A 17,182-nucleotide genomic window follows, 5' to 3' on the forward strand; every position below is an offset into this window, starting at 1 on the left:
CCGAAGGGCCCCGGAGCCGATGCGAACTCCGGGGCCCTTCGCCGTGCCCCGCCACGCGGGGCCGTGCCCCGCCGTACGGGGCCGTGCCCCGCCACGCTCCGCCGTGCCCGGCCGTGTCCCGCCGTGTCACACCGCGCCCGGGCGTGTCCCACCGCGCGCGACCGTGTCGCACGCTGCGGGGTCGTCAGGCGGTCGTGGGTTCCAGGAGGCGGGCCAGCAGGTCGTCGAGGCTGACCAGGCCGGTCAGGCGGCCCGTGGCGTCCCGGACCACGGCCAGCGAGGCGCGGTGCGCGCGGAGCTGCTCCACGGCGTGCGCGAGCCGGTCGTCCGCGGCGAGCGAGGGCACCGGCCGGGCCAGCTCCCCGGCCCGTACGGTACGGCCCCGGGCCCGGGCCACCAGCGCGTCGCGGGCGTGCACGGAGCCGAGCACCTCGTCGCCCTCGCCGAGCACCAGCAGCCGGGTGTGCGCGCTGGCCCGGGCTGTGTCGAGGACGGTGTCGAGATCGGCGGCCGCGGACACGGACGCGATCCGGCCGGCCGGCACCTGGAGGGCGCCGACGGGCTGCTCCGGCTCGGTCAGCGAGCTGGTGATCAGCTCCGAGTCCTCCTTGCTGATCAGACCGAGCCGCTCGGACTCGGCGACCAGGTGGGTGAGCTGCTCGCGGTTGTGCACGGAGGCCAGCTCGTCGCGCGGGGCGACCCGGCAGAGCCTCACCAGCGCGTTGCTCGCCCTGTTCAGGACGACGATCAGCGGGCGGACCGCGCGGATCAGCGCCCGGAACGGCGGGGTGAGCAACATCGCGGAGCGCTCGGGGTGGGCGATGGCCCAGGACTTGGGGGCCATCTCGCCGACGACCATGTGCAGGAAGACGACCACGATCATGGCGACGGCGAACGCGACGCCGTAGCTGACCGCGCTGGGCAGGCCCAGGCGGTGCAGCAGCGGGTCGAGTTCGTGGGAGATGGCCGGCTTGGAGACCGAGCCGAGGCCCAGGGTGCAGACCGTGATGCCGAGCTGCGCGCCGGCCAGCATCAGCGACAGCTCGCGCATGCCGGCCAGAGCCGCCCTGGCACCGCGCTGCCCGGCGGCGGCCGCCTGTTCCAGGCGGTGCCGCTTGGCGGCGACGAGGGCGAACTCGGCGGCCACGAAGAAGCCGCTGCCGATCAGCAGCAGGACGGTGACGAAGAGCGCCGTCGGGAAACTCATGCCTGCTCCTCCACCACGCGGACCCGGTCCGGCACGTGCCGGTCCAGGGTGCGGACCTCGACGGACGCCTTCGTGCCGGCGGCGAGTCCGACGGTGACGCGGTCGCCGACGACCGGGAAGCGGCCGAGCCGGTCGACGATGAGGCCGGCCACGGTGTCGTAGTCCTCCTCCTCGGGCAGTTCGACGCCGGTGGCCTCGGCCACCTCGTCCAGGCGGCGGCCGGCGTCGACGAGCCAGCCGTCGCCGTCGCGGACCGCGATCTCGGTGACGGTGTCGCTCTCGTCGGCGATGTCGCCGACCAGTTCCTCGGCGATGTCCTCGTAGGTGACGATGCCGGCGACCCCGCCGTGCTCGTCCAGGACGACCGCGAACTCGTCGCCGCGCGCCCGCATCTGCGCGACCGCGTCCGGCAGCGGCAGCGTGTCGGGGAGCAGCAGCGGGGTGCGGGCCAGGTCGCCGGCGCGTTCGTCGGGCTTGGCGCGCAGCAGTTCGCGGACGCCGAGGACACCGGCCACGTCGTCGGGGTGGTCGCCGAGGACCGGGTAGTTGGAGTGGCCGTGCGTGGCGATGAGTTCGACGGCCTCGGCGGCGCCGGCGTCCTTGCGGACGAAGACGGCGTCCACCCGCGGGACCATCACCTCGTCCAGGGTGCGGTCGGTGAACTCCAGGGCGTGGTCGAGAAGATCGGCGGTCACCCGGGGCAGTTCGCCGTGCTCGTGGGACTCGCCGATGAGGTGGCCGAGTTCCTCCAGGGTGGCGCCGTGGTGGAGTTCCTCGACGGGTTCGATGCCCACCTTGCGCAGCAGTCGGTCGGCGGCGCCGTCGAAGAGCCGGACGACGGGGCCGACCACCTTCAGATAGGCGAGGGTGGAGGCGGCCAGCGACTTGGCGAGGCGCTCCGGGACGGCCAGGGCGAGGTTCTTCGGGGCCAGTTCGCCGAGGACCATCTGCACGACGGTCGCGATGGCGAAGGCCAGCACCAGGGAGATCCCGTCGGCCGCGCCCTCGGGGACGCCGACGCCGGTCAGGGCGGGGCCGAGCAGCGCGGACACGGACGGTTCGGCGAGGAAGCCGACGACCAGGCCGGTCACGGTGATGCCGAGCTGCGCGCCGGAGAGCATGAAGGAGAGGCGCTCCAGGACCGTCAGGGCGCGGGCGGCGCGGTGGTCGCCCGCCTCTGCCTCACGGGCGAGGGCGAGCCGGTCGGCGGCGACGTACGCGAACTCCTGCGCGACGAAGTAGCCGGTACCGGCGGTCAGGACGAGGACGGCCAGCAGGCCGAGAACGGCACTCATCGAACACCATCCCGCCGGGTGCCGCGATACGAGTCATGGGGGCGGGATGGTCCGGGACTGTGGCCCGGGGGGTCCGTCGGTCTGGCGGACAAGAAGGCACTCCTTGGGTGGTGGGTTCTGTCCTGGCAACGATTGTGATCGCGCCGCGGTTCCCCCGCGACCTGGTGGGTTTCGCCGCGGCGGGGCGGACCGGGGACGGGTCAGGGGCGGTGCGGGTCAGAGCGGGGTGGCCGCGCGCAGGATCAGCACGAGGGTGACCGCCGAGCTGGCCGAGGACATCGCCGACGCGAGGGCGCCCGCGGCCGCGCCCCAGACGGCGAGGCCGGCCGTGGTGAACGCCGACGGCCAGTCCCTGGCCACCGGGGCGGGGCCGAGCAGCGCGGCGACCCGGCGCGGCACCGGTCCGGTCGCGGCCAGCGCCGCCAGGGTGGGCGCCGGGGTGCCGGTGGACAGCAGCGCCGCCTTGCCGATGGCCCGGGCGACGGTGCGCCGGTCCCCCACGGTGCGGGCCGCCTCCTCGTCCGCCCAGCGCTCGGCCGTGTAGAGGACGGCGGTGCGCAGCGGGCGCAGGAAGGGGTTGGCGCGGGCCGCGAGGTGCACGGCGAGCAGGTGGCGGTGGTGCCGGGCGGCGAGATGGGCGCGTTCGTGGGCGAACAGGGCCCGGCGCTCGCCGGGGGTGAGGCCGTCCAGGAGCGCGGTGGTGACGACGATCCGGTCGGGGAGCGCGTAGGCGTAGGGGACGCTGTCGGGCAGGACGGCGACCTCGCGGCCGGGCAGCGCGGCGAGCGCCCGGCGGGCCGGGCGGACGACCCGGCGGTGCCGGTGCAGGGTGCGCCCGCAGAGCACGGCGACCGCGCAGAGGGCGGGGATGGCGGCGCGGCCCACGATCTCGTCGTGCGGTACGGCGGCCCGCACCTCCGGGTCGGACCAGCCGTCCGGGAGCGGGTTGCCGGGCAGTTGGGCGGTGCCGACCACCATCAGCAGGGCCAGGCAGAGCGTGCTGCACACGGCCATCACCAGGGCGACCGCGGTGAGCAGCCGGGTGGCGGTGCGCGGGTGCAGCCGTCCCTCGGCGAGCCGGGCGACCGGCCACGCGGACAGCGGCAGGACCAGCGGCAGGAGGACGAAGAGCCCCATGGGCGGTCAGTCCTCCGTACCGCCGTGGTCGGTGAACGCGGTGTTCCCGGCGTTCGCCGGGCCCGGCCCCGCGGTCTCCAGGAGCGCCCGGAGCACCCGTTCGTCACCGGGCGGCAGGGCGGTGACGAAGCTGGCGAGCACCGCCTCGCGGTCCCGTTCGCCGTCGAGGAGGCGGCGCATGCGCAGGGCCGCGAGCCGGGCCACGTCGGCGGTCGGCGTCCACAGGAAGGAGCGGCCCCGGCGTTCGCGGGCGACGACGTCCTTGGCGAGCAGCCGGGTCAGGATGGTCACCACGGTGGTGTAGGCGAGGTCCCCGCCGAGCCGGTCCTGCACCCAGGCGGCCGTGACGGGGCCGTCGGCCTCCCGGAGCGCGCCGAGGACCTGCCCCTCCAGCTCGCCCTGCCCCCGCCGGGCTCGCGTCATGGTCCCGTCTCCCTCCGGCGTCCGCGTGTGGTGACACGCGCGTCGGCGTGTCTTCCCACGCTACTTCACGCCGGACCCGCTCCTGTACGTCCGCTGCCCGCGGCGGTGCGCGAGCTCCCCGAGGACGATGTCCACGGCGAGGAAGGCGGCGAGCGGGATGCCGAGCAGCGGGACGAAGTAGCCGAGCACGGCGATCGCCGCCATCGCCGGGACCAGGAGGTACGGCGGGACCTCGGCCCAGGCGCCGCGCGGGATCGGGCGGCCGAAGGCGGAGCCGCGGCCGCGCTGCCACCACATCCGGTAGCCCCACAGGATCAGCAGGATCAGCGAGAGGGCGAGCAGGGCGAGGGCGAGCTGGTTGACGATGCCGAAGAGGATGCCGGTGTGCAGGTCGATGCCCCAGCGGGTGAGCTTGGCGAGCACCGGGTGGTCGGCGAACCGCAGGACGTCGGTCACCTCGCCGGTGTTCGGGTCGACGGCCACCGCGTCCTGCTTCTCGGGCCAGCTGCGCTGGACCTGCCGGACGACGTAGGCGCTGTCGGCGTCGGCGGGCGGGACGATCTCCACGGGGTTGCCGAGCCCCTCGGCGCGGGCGGCGGCGAGGACCTTGTCGAGGCCGACGCCGTGCTCGGCGTCACCGCCGGTCCCGGCGGCCGTGCCGTGCCCGGCGTGCTCGCCGCCGCTCGCGGCAGCCGACACCGACGGGGTGGCCTGACCGAGGGAGGTGCGCAGTTCGTCGATGGTGGCGCCGGCGTAGGTGGACCAGGTCAGGCCGGTCGCCGAGAGGAAGACGAAGCCGGCCGCCGCCCAGACGCCGACGGTGCCGTGCAGGCCGAGGGTGCGGCGGCGGCCGCTGGTGCCGCGGACCTTGCGCAGCGCCCGGCGCCGGGAGAACCAGAGCACCAGGCCGCCGCCCGCGATCACCCACAGCCAGCTCGCCGCGAACTCGCTGTAGAGCCGGCCGGTTTCGCCGAGGTGCAGGTCGCGGTGGAGCTCGTCGATCCAGGTGCGCAGCGGCAGGGCGCCGGAGGAGCCGTACTGTTCGAGCGCGCCGCGGACCTTGCCGGTGTACGGGTCGACGAACACGGCGAGGGTGTGGTCCGGGTTCACGCCCTTCACGCCCGACAGCAGCACCCGGGTGGTCGCGTCCGCCTCGGGTGCGGGGCGTATCGCGGAGACGGTTCCCTCGGGGTGGGCCTTGCGGGCGGCGGCGACCTGTTCGGAGACCGGCAGCTCCGCCTTGCCCACGGGGACGGTCAGCTCGTGGGCGTAGACGAGCTTCTCGGCCTGGAAGGAGAGCGCGTAGAGCAGGCCGGTGGTGGCGGCGACGAGCAGGAAGGGGGCGACCAGGACGCCGGCGTAGAAGTGCAGGCGCAGGACGAGGGGGCGCAACGGGGCCCAGCGGCTCGGGGAGGCGGCCGGGGCGGTGGGTTGCGGGGCCTCGTCTGTGGTGGCCGGGGGAGCGGTGGACATCGGCGGGCTTCTCCGGGGACTCGTGTCTGAGCGGTGACGGTCCAGTAGTCGGGGCTCGGCCGGACCGAGTTCCCGCCAGGTGAAGTGACCCGCGTCACACCTCGCTCCATGGCATCCTGGCGCGATGGCATCTCCCCGTGATCACGCACCCCTTGCCGAGCGGATCGAGGAACTCCTCGCTCCAGGAGGCGCGTTGACCATCGTCTCGGCCGGCGACCCGGTCCTGCGGCAGTCGACCGAGCCGTACGACGGCCAGTTGTCCCCGGCCCTGCTGGCCCGGTTCGTCGAGGCGCTGCGCGTCACCATGCACGCGGCGCCGGGCGTGGGCCTGGCCGCGCCCCAGGTCGGCGTCCCGCTGCGCATCGCGGTCATCGAGGACCCGGCGACGGTGCCGGAGGAGGTGGCGGTGGTCCGCGGCCGTACCCCGCAGCCGTTCCGGGTCCTCGTCAACCCGGTCTACGAGCCCCTCGGCACCGCCCGTGCCGCGTTCTTCGAGGGCTGCCTGAGCGTGCCGGGCTGGCAGGCGGTGGTGGCCCGGCACACCGAGGTGCGCCTGCGGGCCGAGGACGAGCACGGCAAGGCCGTGGACGAGCGGTTCACGGGCTGGCCGGCCCGTATCGTCCAGCACGAGACCGACCATCTCGACGGCACGCTGTACCTGGACCGCGCGGAACTGCGTTCCCTCTCCTCCGCCGAAGCCATGACGACCCGCTGGCTCCAGCCGACCCCCAGGGAAGCAGCCGACTCCCTCGGCTTCCCACTCCCTTAGGGGAAGCGCCCGCGAAGGGGCGCGGGGAACCGCGCGACCAGCCACAGCGAACCCGCGCCAGTGAACGGTCGCGCCCCCGCCCCCCTCGGCCCTACCCCCGGTACGCCTCCAGGAGCCGCAGCCACACCTCGCTCAGCGTCGGGTACGAGGGCACCGCGTGCCACAGCCGGCTGACCGGCACCTGACCCGCGACCGCGACCGTCGCGGAGTGGATCAGCTCACCGACCCCGGGCCCGACGAACGTCACGCCCCGCAGGATCTCCGCCTCCAGGTCGACGACCATCCGGGCGCGGCCCCTGTACCCCTCGGCGTACAGCCCCGCCCCGGCGACGGAGGAGAACTCGACGTCGACCGCGCGCACCCGGTATCCGGCCTGCTCCGCCTCCGCGAGGGACAGCCCGACCGCGGCGGCCTCGGGGTCGGTGAAGACGACCTGCGGTACGGCCTCGTGGTCGGCGGTGGCGGCGTGCGCGCCCCACGCCCCGTCCAGCGGCGGCGCGTCCGCCGCCCGCGCGGCGATGACGTCGCCCGCGATCCGGGCCTGGTACTTGCCCTGGTGGGTGAGGAGCGCCCGGTGGTTGACGTCGCCGACGGCGTACAGCCAGTCCGTGTCCTCGACCAGGAGGCTGTCGTCGACCGGCAGCCAGGAGCCCGGCTCCAGCCCCACCGTGTCGAGACCGATGTCGTCGGTGTGCGGAACCCGCCCCGTGGCGAAGAGGATCTCGTCGGCCTCGATCCGGTCGCCGCCGTCGGTCACCGCCACGACGGTGCCGTTCTCCCGGGTCACCGACCGCACGGAGGTACCGGTGCGGACGTCGACGCCGGCCTCCACCAGCGCCTCGGCGACGAGTTCACCGGCGAACGGCTCCATCCGCCCCAGCAGCCCCTTGCCGCGCACCAGCAGGGTGACCCGGGAGCCCAGCGCCTGCCAGGCCGTGGCCATCTCGGTGGCGACGACACCGCCGCCGACCACGATCAGCCGGCCCGGCGCCTCCTGCGCGCTGGTGGCCTCGCGGCTGGTCCAGGGGCCGACCTCGGCAAGTCCGGGCAGGTCGGGCAGTTGGGCGCGGGTGCCGGTGGCGACGGCGACGGCGTGCCGCGCGGTGAGGGTGGTGACCGTGCCGTCGGCGCCGGTCACGGTGACCGTACGGGGGCCGGCGAGGCGGCCGTGCCCGCGGTGGAGGTCGGCGCCGATGCCGTCCAGCCAGGCGATCTGGCCGTCGTCCTGCCAGCCCGAGGTGAAGTAGTTGCGGCGGGCGAGGACCGCGGGGGTGTCGAGGGGGCCCTGGACCGCCTGGCTCAGTCCGGGCAGGCGGCGGGCGTCGGCCTGGGCGATCACCGGGCGCAGCAGGGCCTTGCTGGGCATGCACGCCCAGTACGAGCACTCGCCGCCGACGAGTTCGCTCTCCACGACCGCCGTGGTGAGACCGGCCGCGCGGGTGCGGTCGGCGACGTTCTCCCCCACGGGCCCGGCCCCGAGCACCACTACGTCGTAAGCGATGGATTCCGTTTCCGTCATGGGGTCAGTCTCGCGGGTGGTGTGCGCTCGGGCCACACGGGTACGTGCGTCGCGGAATAGCGACCGGACCGGCCGTGTTGTGCGGACGGTTCGCCCCACACCGGGACGCCCCCGCGGCAGGAAGAGGAATCACGCATGAGCAGCACCGTGGAGCTCACCAAGGAGAACTTCGACCGGACGGTCGCCGAGAACGAGTTCGTTCTCATCGACTTCTGGGCGTCCTGGTGCGGGCCCTGCCGGATGTTCGCCCCGGTCTACGAGAAGGCCGCCGAGGCCAACCCCGACCTGGTCTTCGGGAAGATCGACACCGAGGCCCAGCCCGAGCTGGCCGCGGCCTTCAACATCCAGTCGATCCCGACCCTGATGATCGTCCGCGACCAGGTCGCCGTCTTCGCCCAGCCGGGCGCCCTGCCGGAGGCCGCTCTGACGGACGTGATCGGCCAGGCCCGCAAGCTGGACATGGACGAGGTCCGCAAGAGCCTCGCCGAGCAGCAGGGCGCCGCCCGGAGCGAGTGACACCCTGTCGCGGGAGCGGAAGGGTGACGCGGTTCAGAACGGATAGGTCGCCGCGTCCGGCCGTACGGTCGTCCACCGCACGTCCGTGAACGCCTCCAGGTTGGCCTCGCCGCCGAACCGGGCTCCGGTGCCGGAGGCCGCGACTCCGCCGAACGGGGCCACGGCCTCGTCGTTCACGGTCTGGTCGTTGATGTGGACGATGCCGGTGGGGATGCGTTCGGCCAGGTCCAGGCCGCGCGCGGTGTCCCGGGTGACGATGCCGAGGGAGAGTCCGTAGGAGCTGTCGGCCGCGAGGGCGGCCGCCTCCTCGGCGTCGGCGAAGGCGCGGACCGGCGCGACCGGCCCGAAGACCTCCTCGGCGTAGGCGGGCGTGCGGTCGTCGACGCCGGCCAGGACCGTCGGCCGGTAGAAGAGGTCCTGATGGGTGCCGCCGGCGGCGAGCCGGGCGCCCTGCGCGGTGCTGGACTCCACCAGGCCGTGGATCTTGGCGAGTTGGCCGGCGTCGATGATCGGCCCGAGGTGGACCTGCTCGCGGTGCGGGTCGCCGACGGCGAGCGAGTCGGCCTTGGCGGCGAGCCGTTCGACGTACTCCTCGACGAGGGAGGCGTGCACCAGGTGCCGTCCGGTGGTCATGCAGATCTGGCCCTGGTGGAAGAAGGATCCCCAGGCGGCCGTGGAGATCACGGCGTCCAGGTCGGCGTCCTCCAGCACGATCAGGGCGGAGTTGCCGCCGAGTTCGAGATGCGCGCGCTTGAGGTGCCGGCCCGCGGCCTCGCCGACCGCACGGCCCGCGGCGGTCGACCCGGTGAAGGAGACGACCGGCACCAGCGGGTCCTCGACCAGCGCCGCGCCGGTGTCGGCGCCGCCGGGCAGGACGTGCAGCAGCCCCTCCGGGAGCCCGGCCTCGGCGAACACCGCGGCGAGGGCGAGGCCGCCGCAGACGGCGGTGCGCGGGTCCGGCTTCAGGACGACCCCGTTGCCCAGGGCGAGCGCGGGCGCGACCGAGCGGATGGAGAGGATCAGCGGCGCGTTGAACGGCGCGATCACCCCGACCACGCCGACCGGGACCCGGCGGGTGTAGGAGAGCCGGGGCGCCTCGCTGGGCAGCACCTGGCCGGCCGGGCGGGAGGCGAGGGCGGCGGCCTCGTAGCACTCCTGGGCGGCGACGTGCAGTTCGAAGTCGGCCTTGCCGGGGATGGAGCCGGACTCCCGGACCAGCCATGCGCGCAGTTCGTCGGCGTGCGCGCCGAACAGGTCGCCCGCCCGGCGCAGGACCTGGGCCCGGACGAAGTGGGGTGCGCGGGCCCACTCGCGCTGGGCGGCCCGGGCGGTCGCGGCGGCCGGGGCGACGTCGGCGGGGGCGGCGAGGACGACCGTGCCGAGCGTGTCGCCGGTGGCGGGCTCGGTGACGGCGTGCTGGGGGCCGGACAGGGGGGTGGCCTGCCAGGTCTTCGGGTCGAGCAGCGGCATGACGGCTCCGATCGATCACCGGGGTTGCGCGGCTCACGGCGCACCCATGAGCCGTTTGGTTGAGCGCGCAACATCCTAGCCAGGGGCTCCGGAAAAGCACCGCCCCCGACCAGGGTCACCCATCAGCTGGACTCGCGCCGCACCACGGAGGCGCCCAGCACCTTGTGCGTCTCCGGCGCGGTGCCGGGGTCGCGCACCGCGCGGTCGACGAGTTCGGCCAGGTCGCGCCCGGAGGGCAGCTCGATGTGGATGGTGGAGAGCCGGGGCCGCAGCAGCCTGCCGAGCATCAGGTCGTCGGCGCCGACCACGGCGGTGTCCTCGGGGATGCGCACCCCCTCGTCCTGGAGGGCGCGCATCAGCAGCATCGCGTACTCGTCGTTGTACGCGAACACCGCGTCCAGCCCCAACTCGCGCCAGCGCGAGGCGAGTTCGGCCGCCGATTGTTCGCTGTAGGCGAGCGGTAACTCGGTCACCGTGGCGTCGGTGCCGCGCAGGGCCTCGCGCACACCGGCGAGCCGGGGCCGGGAGAAGGCCTCGAGGCCGGGTTCCTCCGGAACGGCCACCCCGATCCGGCGCCGGCCCCGGGCGTGCAGATGGGCTCCGGCGCAGCGGCCCACGGCGTCGTGGTCCATCAGCAACGCGTGGGCGCCGTCGACCTGTTCGGGGCCGAGGGTGACCACGGCACGGGCGCCGGCCCGCTTGAGGACCGCGACGCCGTCCGGGGCCAGCTCGCCACCGGGCACCAGTACCGCGACCGGTCTCAACTCGGCCCAGGCACGTGCGGCTTCGTCGCCGCGCAGGCCCACGGTGCCGTACTGGACGACCGTGTAGTCGAGGCGGCCGAGCGCCCACTGGAGTTCGTTGATGAACCGCCCGTACAGGGGACCCATCGGGATCGCCGGGGCGGGCATCAGGACCATGCGGCTGTGCCCGGCGCGCAGGCTGCGGGCGGCCGCGTGGGGCACGTACCCCAGCTCCTTCGCGGCCTCGCGGACACGGCGGCGGGTGGGCTCGCTGATCCTTACGGCGCTGGTGTTGTTCAGCACGTAGGAGACGGTCGCGCGCGAGACGCCGGCCAGGCGGGCCACGTCGGCGCTCGTGGGGACCGAGCGCGGTGCCGGCGACACCGCCGAGGGCGTTTTCGGAATCTGCACCATGACGTACGGCATCTTGGCAGAAGGCCGGGGCGGCGGGAGCGGCGGGTCAAGGTGGTTCACCGTTGGACGAATTGGGTTCGGCAGACACTTTCACGAACATGTTCGTCACGTACTTGTTCGCAACGAACATGTTCGTTATCGTCGTGGCATGACAGCAACGCCCCGCTCCCGCCGCGAGCGTCCCGCCAAGCCCGCCCTGAGCAGGGAGGGCATCGTGACCGTCGCCGTGGAGGTGCTGCGCGCCGAGGGACTCCAGAAGGTCACCATGCGGCGCCTCGCGCAGGAGCTCGACACCGGCCCGGCCTCGCTCTACGTCTACGTCCGCAACACGGCCGAGCTGCACGCGGCGGTCCTGGACGAGCTGCTCGGCACCCTGACCCCGGTCCCGGCGGACGGCGACTGGCGGCAGCGGCTGGAGCGGGTGCTCCTCGGCTACACCCGGATGCTGCTGGAGTACCCGAGCCTGGCCCGCTCCGCGCTGACCGCCTGGCCGAGCGGCCCGCACTACCTGAACCTCATCGAGACCCTGCTGGGGCTGCTCGCGGAGGGCGGGGTGGAGCGCGACCGGGCCGCCTGGGGCGTCGACGTACTGCTCCAGCACGCCACCTCGACCGCCGCCGAGCACGCCGGCGGGGCCCCCGGGGAGGACTGGGACGCCCTCGGCCGCGCACTGGGCGAGGTGTCGGAGCGGACCCACCCGCACATCGCCGCCGCCTCGGGGCTGCTCCTCGCGGGGGCGCCCGAGGCCCGCGTGTCCTGGGCGTTCCAGGCCCTGATCAACGGCATCGAGCACACCGCCGTACCCGAAGCGCACCCCTAGGAGACCAGCATGTCCACTCCCCACGTCCCGATCGCGATCGTCGGCGCCGGACTCGGCGGGCTCACCCTCGCCCGGGTGCTGCGCGTGCACGGCATCGAGGCCGCCGTGTTCGACCTCGACGCCTCCCCCGCCGCCCGCACCCAGGGCGGCATGCTCGACATCCACGAGGAGTCCGGCCAGCGGGCGCTGCGCGCGGCCGGCCTGCACGACGCGTTCCTCGCCCGGGTGCACACCGGCGGCCAGGCCGTGCGGGTCCTGGACCACGACGCCCGGGTCCGCTTCGAGGAGGGCGACGACGGCACCGGCGGGCGCCCGGAGATCGACCGGGGCGATCTGCGGGCACTGCTGCTCGGCTCGCTGCCCGAGGGCGTGATCCGCTGGGGTGCCAGGGTCACCGGCGCCCGTCCGCTCGGCGGCGGCCGGCACGAGGTGTCACTGGCCGACGGCACCTCCTTCACCACCGGTCTGCTGGTCGGCGCCGACGGCGCCTGGTCGCGGGTGCGCCCGCTGGTCTCGGACGCCCGGCCCGCGTACTGCGGGGTGTCGTTCGTCGAGGCGGACCTGCCGGACGCGGACGTACGGCACCCGGTGAGCGCCGAGGTCGTCGGCGACGGCATGCTCTTCGCGCTCGGCGCGGGCCGGGGCTTCCTCGCCCACCGCGAGAGCGACGGCGGACTGCACGTGTACGCGGCGGTCGAGGCGGCCGAGGAGTGGCTGGACGGGATCGACTTCACCGACACGGAGGCGGCCGGGCGGGCCGTCCTCGACCGCTTCGACGGCTGGGACAAGAGCCTGCGGGCGCTGGTCGCCGACGCCGAGGGCGCGCTGGTCCCGCGGCGCATCCACGCGCTGCCGGCCGGGCACCGCTGGGACCGGGTGCCCGGGGTGACGCTGCTCGGCGACGCGGCCCACCTGATGTCGCCGTTCGCCGGCGAGGGCGCCAACCTGGCCCTGATCGACGGCGCCGACCTGGGCCTCGCGCTCGCCGCGCACCCGGACGACACGGAGGCCGCGCTGGCCGCCTACGAGGCGACGATGTTCCCGCGCGCCGAGCTGGCCGCCACCCAGTCCGCGCAGGCCGGGACGATGCTGTTCAGCGCCGGCTCGCCGCGGGGCCTGGTCGAGATGTTCAGCGCGGACCGGCCGCAGGCCGGCGAGGCGGCTCCGTCCGCGTGACACGGGCGACCAGGTCGCTCCAGCCCGCCTCCAGGCGCTCCATCGGCATCCCGCACTGCCGGGTCAGATGGTGGATCATCGCCGGGTCGAGATACCCGAGCAGCGTCTGGGCGAGCAGCTCGCAGTCGGCCTCCGGCTGGATCTGCCGCAGCAGCACGGTGACATGGGTGCGCAGCGCCCGGGTGGAGGGGTGGACGTAGCGCCGGGTCGGCTCGGGCTGGGCGGCGAGCTGGAGGTCGAGCTGCTCGGACGCGCGGTAGAGCACCGCGATGCCGAACGCCCGCAGCCGCTCGACCGGCGGGGCGCCGGGGCCCAGCGGGGGCGGCCCGCCGAGGAAGTCGGCCTGGAGCTGCCGCGACGAGTGGTCCAGGAGCGCCATCAGCAGGCCGGTGCGGTCGCCGAAGCGGCGGAAGACCGTCCCCTTGCCGACCTGGGCGGCGGCGGCCACCGCCTCCATGGTGACGCCCTCCACCCCCTGCTCGGCGATCAGCCGGGCGGCGGCCTCCAGCAGACGGGCACGGTTGCGGGCCGCGTCCGCGCGCAGGCACGGCTCCTCGGGGGCGGGTCCCACCTCCAGCAACTGAGGTGCGTCGAAGGGCTCCTGGTGCTGCGGGAAGGGCGGCAGGGCGCTGGACATGAAGACAGCGTAAAGCATGGGGAAGAGAACTGGACCGTGGTCCGTTTAAGGTGTTAGAAATTAACCGGACCTCGGTCCGGATTCGTAACAGCAGTGTTTCGCCCCCACTTGGAGTTCCCCATGTCTGTCCGCATCCTTGCGCTCGTCGGCAGCCTCCGTGCAGGTTCGCACAACCGCCAGCTCGCCGAGGCGGCCGTCAAGCTCGCCCCCGAGGGTGCCGAGGTCGAGCTCTTCGAGGGCCTGGCCGACATCCCGTTCTACAACGAGGACATCGACGTCGAGGGCAGCGTCCCGGCCGCCGCCGCCAAGCTGCGCGAGGCCGCCCAGGCCGCCGACGCGTTCCTGCTCTTCGCCCCCGAGTACAACGGCACCATCCCGGCCGTCCTGAAGAACGCCATCGACTGGCTGTCCCGCCCGTACGGCGCCGGCGCCTTCGGCGGCAAGCCGGTGGCCGTCGTCGGCACCGCGTTCGGCCAGTTCGGCGGCGTGTGGGCGCAGGACGAGACCCGCAAGGCCGTGGGCATCGCGGGCGGCAAGGTGCTGGACGACGTCAAGCTGTCCATCCCCGGCTCCGTGGTCCGCTTCGCCGAGACCCACCCGGCCGACGACGCCGAGGTCGCCGCGCAGCTGACCGAGGTCGTCGCCCGCCTGCACGGCAACGTGGGCGTGGCCGCCTGAGGCACCCCTCGCCGGAAGGGGCCGGAGCTGCGGCTCCGGCCCCTTCCGCGTCCCACGCCCCGCGCCCCGCGTGCTGCGTGCTGCGTGCTGCGTGCTGTGCGCTGTGTGCCTGCGCTCACTCGATCCCGGCGAGCCGTTCGACGGCCGGAGCCGCGAAGCGCTCCATCCACCCCGAGGTCTCACCACGCCTCGGGGAGAGGATCACGGTGTCGAGGCCGAGCCCGGCGCACCCCTCGATGTCCCGGGTGAAGGCGTCCAGGTCGCCCGCGGTGACCGGCTCGGCGCCGTACGCGATGGTCTTGCGGACGGTGTCGTAGTCGCGTCCGGCCGCGTCGCAGTGGCCGCGCAGTGATGTGCACGCCCACGCGCATGACCCTTCTCCGTTCCGCGATCGCTTCCGCCGGGATCGCCGTCGTCCCCTCCGACGCCAGGTCTTCGAGCGCCCTCGAAGTCAAGCCACCCACGTCGGCGCGGGACACCCCCGCATCTGGCGGTCCGGCGGCATCGCCGCACTCCGCGTCCGGCCCGGCGGCTTCCACGGCTTCGCCCGCCAGGCCCCCGGGCCGCCCTCTCCCAGGCCGCACGAGCGGCCCACCTGGACTGGCTGCACCGCGCCTGCTGTCCGCCTGAGCCGGGCTCAGCCGACGGGCACCGGCTGCTTCACCGGGGTCCGCCGGGACGCCGCGCGGTCGAGGTGGACGGCCACGGTGCCGTAGAACCGCAGGACGGCGTCGTCGACGCTGCGGATGAACCCGGTCTCGGCGCTGCCCCGGCCGCTGCCCATGCCCTTGAGGAGGGAGAGCCGAAAGCCGGTGATCCGGGCGCCGTCCGCCTTCGGCAACAGGTCGCCCGGTTCGGGCCGCAGCCGTTCGAGGGTGCCGCGCGGACCGGCCTTGTCACCCTCCACCAGGGTCTCGATGTGCAGATCGGCCGGCGCCTCCGCCAGGGACCGCACCAGCCGCTTGGCCCAGCTGAGCGGATAGCCCTGCTCGGGCGCCGGGATCTGCATGGCCGTACGGAGCCTGCCGGTGCGCAGGTCCGCGGCGACCGAGAGGACGCCCGGGGATCCCTCGATGCGCAGCTCGGCGTGGAGCCGGCCCTGGAGACAGAGCTGGTCGGCGAGGAGGGCGCGGCGCTCGCGCGGGTCCCGGCCGCCGCGGGAGCCCCGGACCGGGAGCACCTTCTGGCCCAGCTCGCCGCCCAGCCCCAGGCAGACCTGGCGGATCAGCCGCTCCCAGCTCTCCACCACGTCGAGGGCGCGCGGGTCGCCCTGGCACAGGGTCTCGTCGTCGATGCCGTTGCGCACCGGGACCCAGGCGGGGCCCATGTTCTGGAAGCCGTGGCAGCCGGAGTTCTCGTGCTGGAGGTAGTCCAGCAGTTCCTGGAGGAGCCAGGCGTGCGCCTTGTTGCCGACGCCCTCGTGCCGGATCAGCAGCTGGGCCTGATGGGCGACCTCGGCCCAGGACAGGTGCCGCAGGGCCGCCTTGTGCTTGCGCCGTCCGTCGATCTTGACGTCGACGAGCGGGCTGCCTTCGAGGGCGACGTCGTTCGACAGGGTGATCACGGCCTCGTAGCCGCGCCGGGCCGCGATGTCCATGTAGGCCTGCACCTGCTCGGACTTCAGGGCGTTGCCGTTGGTCTTCGTCTCGACCAGCGCCGTCCACAGCTTGCCGGCGCGCTCGACGCGGATGACGCCGTCGGGGCGCCGCGGGGTGTCGCCGTGCGGCAGGGACACCTCGGTGAACGTCTCCATGCGTCCGGCCGGGGCACCGAAGCCCGCGATGAGCCGCCGGCCGAACTCGGGGACCTGCGCCATCACCGAGAGCAGGACCGAGGTGGCGCGCGTCTCGCGGTCCCGGTCGCTCTTCAGGGCGGAGACCGGGAAGAGTCTGGCGTCCCGCCAGGACTCGTTCTCCGCGAGGGACTTCCCGGCCGCCTTCGGCAGGGTGACCTTCTTCTTCGCCGTGCGCGGCCGTGCGGCCGACGCCTTCGGCGGGGCCGCGTCCTGGGGCGGGCGGGGCGTCGGCACGGCGTCCAGGGCAGGTGCCGCCTGCGGTTCGACGCCCACGGCGAGCCCGCCCGGCTCGCCGGCCTCCTCCGGCGGTTCGGCGTCGTCGTCGATGTCGACGCCGAAGTCGGTGGCCAGCCCGGCCAGTCCGGCGGCGTATCCCTGGCCGACGGCCCGGAACTTCCACTCGCCGGCTCTGCGGTACAGCTCGCCGAAGATGACGGCGCTCACCGCGTCGGCGTCCTCGACGGCGAACCGGAGCAGCCGGTCACCGGCCGCGTCGGCCAGCGAGACCGTGAGGTGCTCCAGCTCGCCGAAGCGGGCGTCCTGGTACCTGCTGGCCGCCACGACCATCCGGTCGACGTCCTGCGGTACGGCGGTCAGGTCGAAGCCGATCCGGTCCTCGTCGCCGGCCTCCGTGGGCGTCTTGCCGAGCAGCTGCACACTGCCGTCGGCCGCCACCGGGTTGTTGTAGAAGTAGAAGTCGGAGTCCCCGCGCACCTTTCCGTCGGCGCCGACCAGCAGAACGGACACGTCCGCGTCGCCCTCGCCGCTCGGGCTGACCCAGCCGAGGCTGACGACCACCGAGCCGGCGTTCTCGCTCAGGGCCGACAACGTGACGTTCGACCCTTTCATCATTTCCTGCATGAATCCCCCCGGAATCCCCACCCGTCGAGCGGACCAACTGTAGTGGGCACCGACCTCAGGGGTGACTTCGATCGGAAAACGACCGATCTTTTACGATCCCGATCGTTTTCCTGCTCGCGGAGCGGCTGCCTCGGCGGCAGACCCCCTCCGGCAGCCCTTCCGGCAGCCCTTCCGGCAGCGGCTTGCCTTGCGGGCCAGGTCCCGTCGCGGTCGTTCTCTCCTGAGGGCGATGGACCTGCCGCATCTGGC

Annotated in this window: 14 protein-coding genes and 1 pseudogene; 5 read left to right on the top strand and 10 right to left on the bottom strand. The window is 74.2% G+C overall.

The features are described 5' to 3' along the window. Positions 1-184 precede the first annotated feature (184 nt). The 5 genes from ACZ619_RS00210 to ACZ619_RS00230 form a co-directional block, all read right to left on the bottom strand. Positions 185-1,207, bottom strand: coding sequence for a hemolysin family protein (locus ACZ619_RS00210; protein ID WP_469592380.1), 1,023 nt, complete (start codon positions 1,205-1,207; stop codon positions 185-187). Then, entirely contained in the window at positions 1,204-2,502 is a 1,299-nt protein-coding gene (locus ACZ619_RS00215) for a hemolysin family protein (RefSeq protein WP_469592382.1), read from the bottom strand. Before ACZ619_RS00215 ends, ACZ619_RS00210 begins: the two co-directional genes overlap by 4 nt. Positions 2,503-2,718: 216 nt before the next feature. Then, complete coding sequence (locus ACZ619_RS00220; RefSeq protein ID WP_469592384.1) at positions 2,719-3,639, bottom strand: M56 family metallopeptidase; 921 nt, start codon at positions 3,637-3,639, stop codon at positions 2,719-2,721. A 6-nt stretch (positions 3,640-3,645) separates the two neighbouring features. After that, positions 3,646-4,062 carry a BlaI/MecI/CopY family transcriptional regulator gene (locus ACZ619_RS00225; RefSeq protein ID WP_469592385.1) on the bottom strand — a complete coding sequence of 139 codons (417 nt, stop codon included), beginning with the start codon at positions 4,060-4,062 and terminating at the stop codon, positions 3,646-3,648. 60 nt (positions 4,063-4,122) lie between these two features. After that, on the bottom strand, positions 4,123-5,535 hold the full coding sequence (locus ACZ619_RS00230) for a PepSY-associated TM helix domain-containing protein (RefSeq protein WP_469592387.1): 1,413 nt from the start codon (positions 5,533-5,535) through the stop codon (positions 4,123-4,125). Between the two features lie 124 nt (positions 5,536-5,659). On the opposite strand from ACZ619_RS00230, the gene ACZ619_RS00235 reads away from it, so the two are divergent. Continuing rightward, positions 5,660-6,304, top strand: a complete 645-nt coding sequence (locus ACZ619_RS00235; protein WP_469592389.1) for a peptide deformylase — start codon at positions 5,660-5,662, stop codon at positions 6,302-6,304. 91 nt (positions 6,305-6,395) lie between these two features. On the opposite strand, the gene ACZ619_RS00240 is transcribed toward ACZ619_RS00235, so the two are convergent. Next, positions 6,396-7,823 carry a dihydrolipoyl dehydrogenase family protein gene (locus ACZ619_RS00240; protein WP_469592391.1) on the bottom strand — a complete coding sequence of 476 codons (1,428 nt, stop codon included), beginning with the start codon at positions 7,821-7,823 and terminating at the stop codon, positions 6,396-6,398. A 129-nt stretch (positions 7,824-7,952) separates the two neighbouring features. On the opposite strand from ACZ619_RS00240, the pseudogene trxA reads away from it, so the two are divergent. Next, positions 7,953-8,339 (top strand): annotated as a pseudogene (gene trxA / locus ACZ619_RS00245) (thioredoxin); the annotation flags it as partial. Positions 8,340-8,372: 33 nt separating this feature from the next. On the opposite strand, the gene ACZ619_RS00250 reads toward trxA, so the two are convergent. Continuing rightward, a complete protein-coding gene (locus tag ACZ619_RS00250; RefSeq protein WP_469592392.1) occupies positions 8,373-9,809 on the bottom strand; it encodes an aldehyde dehydrogenase family protein in 1,437 nt (478 codons plus the stop codon). Between the two features lie 122 nt (positions 9,810-9,931). Further along, positions 9,932-10,978 carry a LacI family DNA-binding transcriptional regulator gene (locus ACZ619_RS00255; protein ID WP_469592394.1) on the bottom strand — a complete coding sequence of 349 codons (1,047 nt, stop codon included), beginning with the start codon at positions 10,976-10,978 and terminating at the stop codon, positions 9,932-9,934. Between the two features lie 136 nt (positions 10,979-11,114). Here ACZ619_RS00255 and ACZ619_RS00260 point away from each other — a divergent pair, with 136 nt between their 5' ends. Then, entirely contained in the window at positions 11,115-11,786 is a 672-nt protein-coding gene (locus ACZ619_RS00260; protein WP_469592396.1) for a TetR/AcrR family transcriptional regulator, read from the top strand. A gap of 9 nt (positions 11,787-11,795) precedes the next feature. After that, positions 11,796-12,962 carry an FAD-dependent oxidoreductase gene (locus ACZ619_RS00265; RefSeq protein ID WP_469592398.1) on the top strand — a complete coding sequence of 389 codons (1,167 nt, stop codon included), beginning with the start codon at positions 11,796-11,798 and terminating at the stop codon, positions 12,960-12,962. Here the strand turns inward: ACZ619_RS00265 and ACZ619_RS00270 are convergent. Beyond that, entirely contained in the window at positions 12,916-13,617 is a 702-nt protein-coding gene (locus ACZ619_RS00270; protein WP_469592400.1) for a TetR/AcrR family transcriptional regulator, read from the bottom strand. The two genes, ACZ619_RS00265 and ACZ619_RS00270, sit on opposite strands and share 47 nt — an antisense overlap. Positions 13,618-13,719: 102 nt before the next feature. Between ACZ619_RS00270 and ACZ619_RS00275 the strand changes: the two genes are divergently transcribed. Further along, on the top strand, positions 13,720-14,277 hold the full coding sequence (locus ACZ619_RS00275; protein ID WP_469592402.1) for an NAD(P)H-dependent oxidoreductase: 558 nt from the start codon (positions 13,720-13,722) through the stop codon (positions 14,275-14,277). Between the two features lie 637 nt (positions 14,278-14,914). Here ACZ619_RS00275 and ACZ619_RS00280 read toward each other — a convergent pair. Continuing rightward, positions 14,915-16,933, bottom strand: a complete 2,019-nt coding sequence (locus ACZ619_RS00280) for a TerD family protein (protein WP_469592404.1) — start codon at positions 16,931-16,933, stop codon at positions 14,915-14,917. Positions 16,934-17,182 lie beyond the last annotated feature (249 nt).

It is taken from the genome of Streptomyces sp. NPDC104367, from assembly GCF_055583825.1.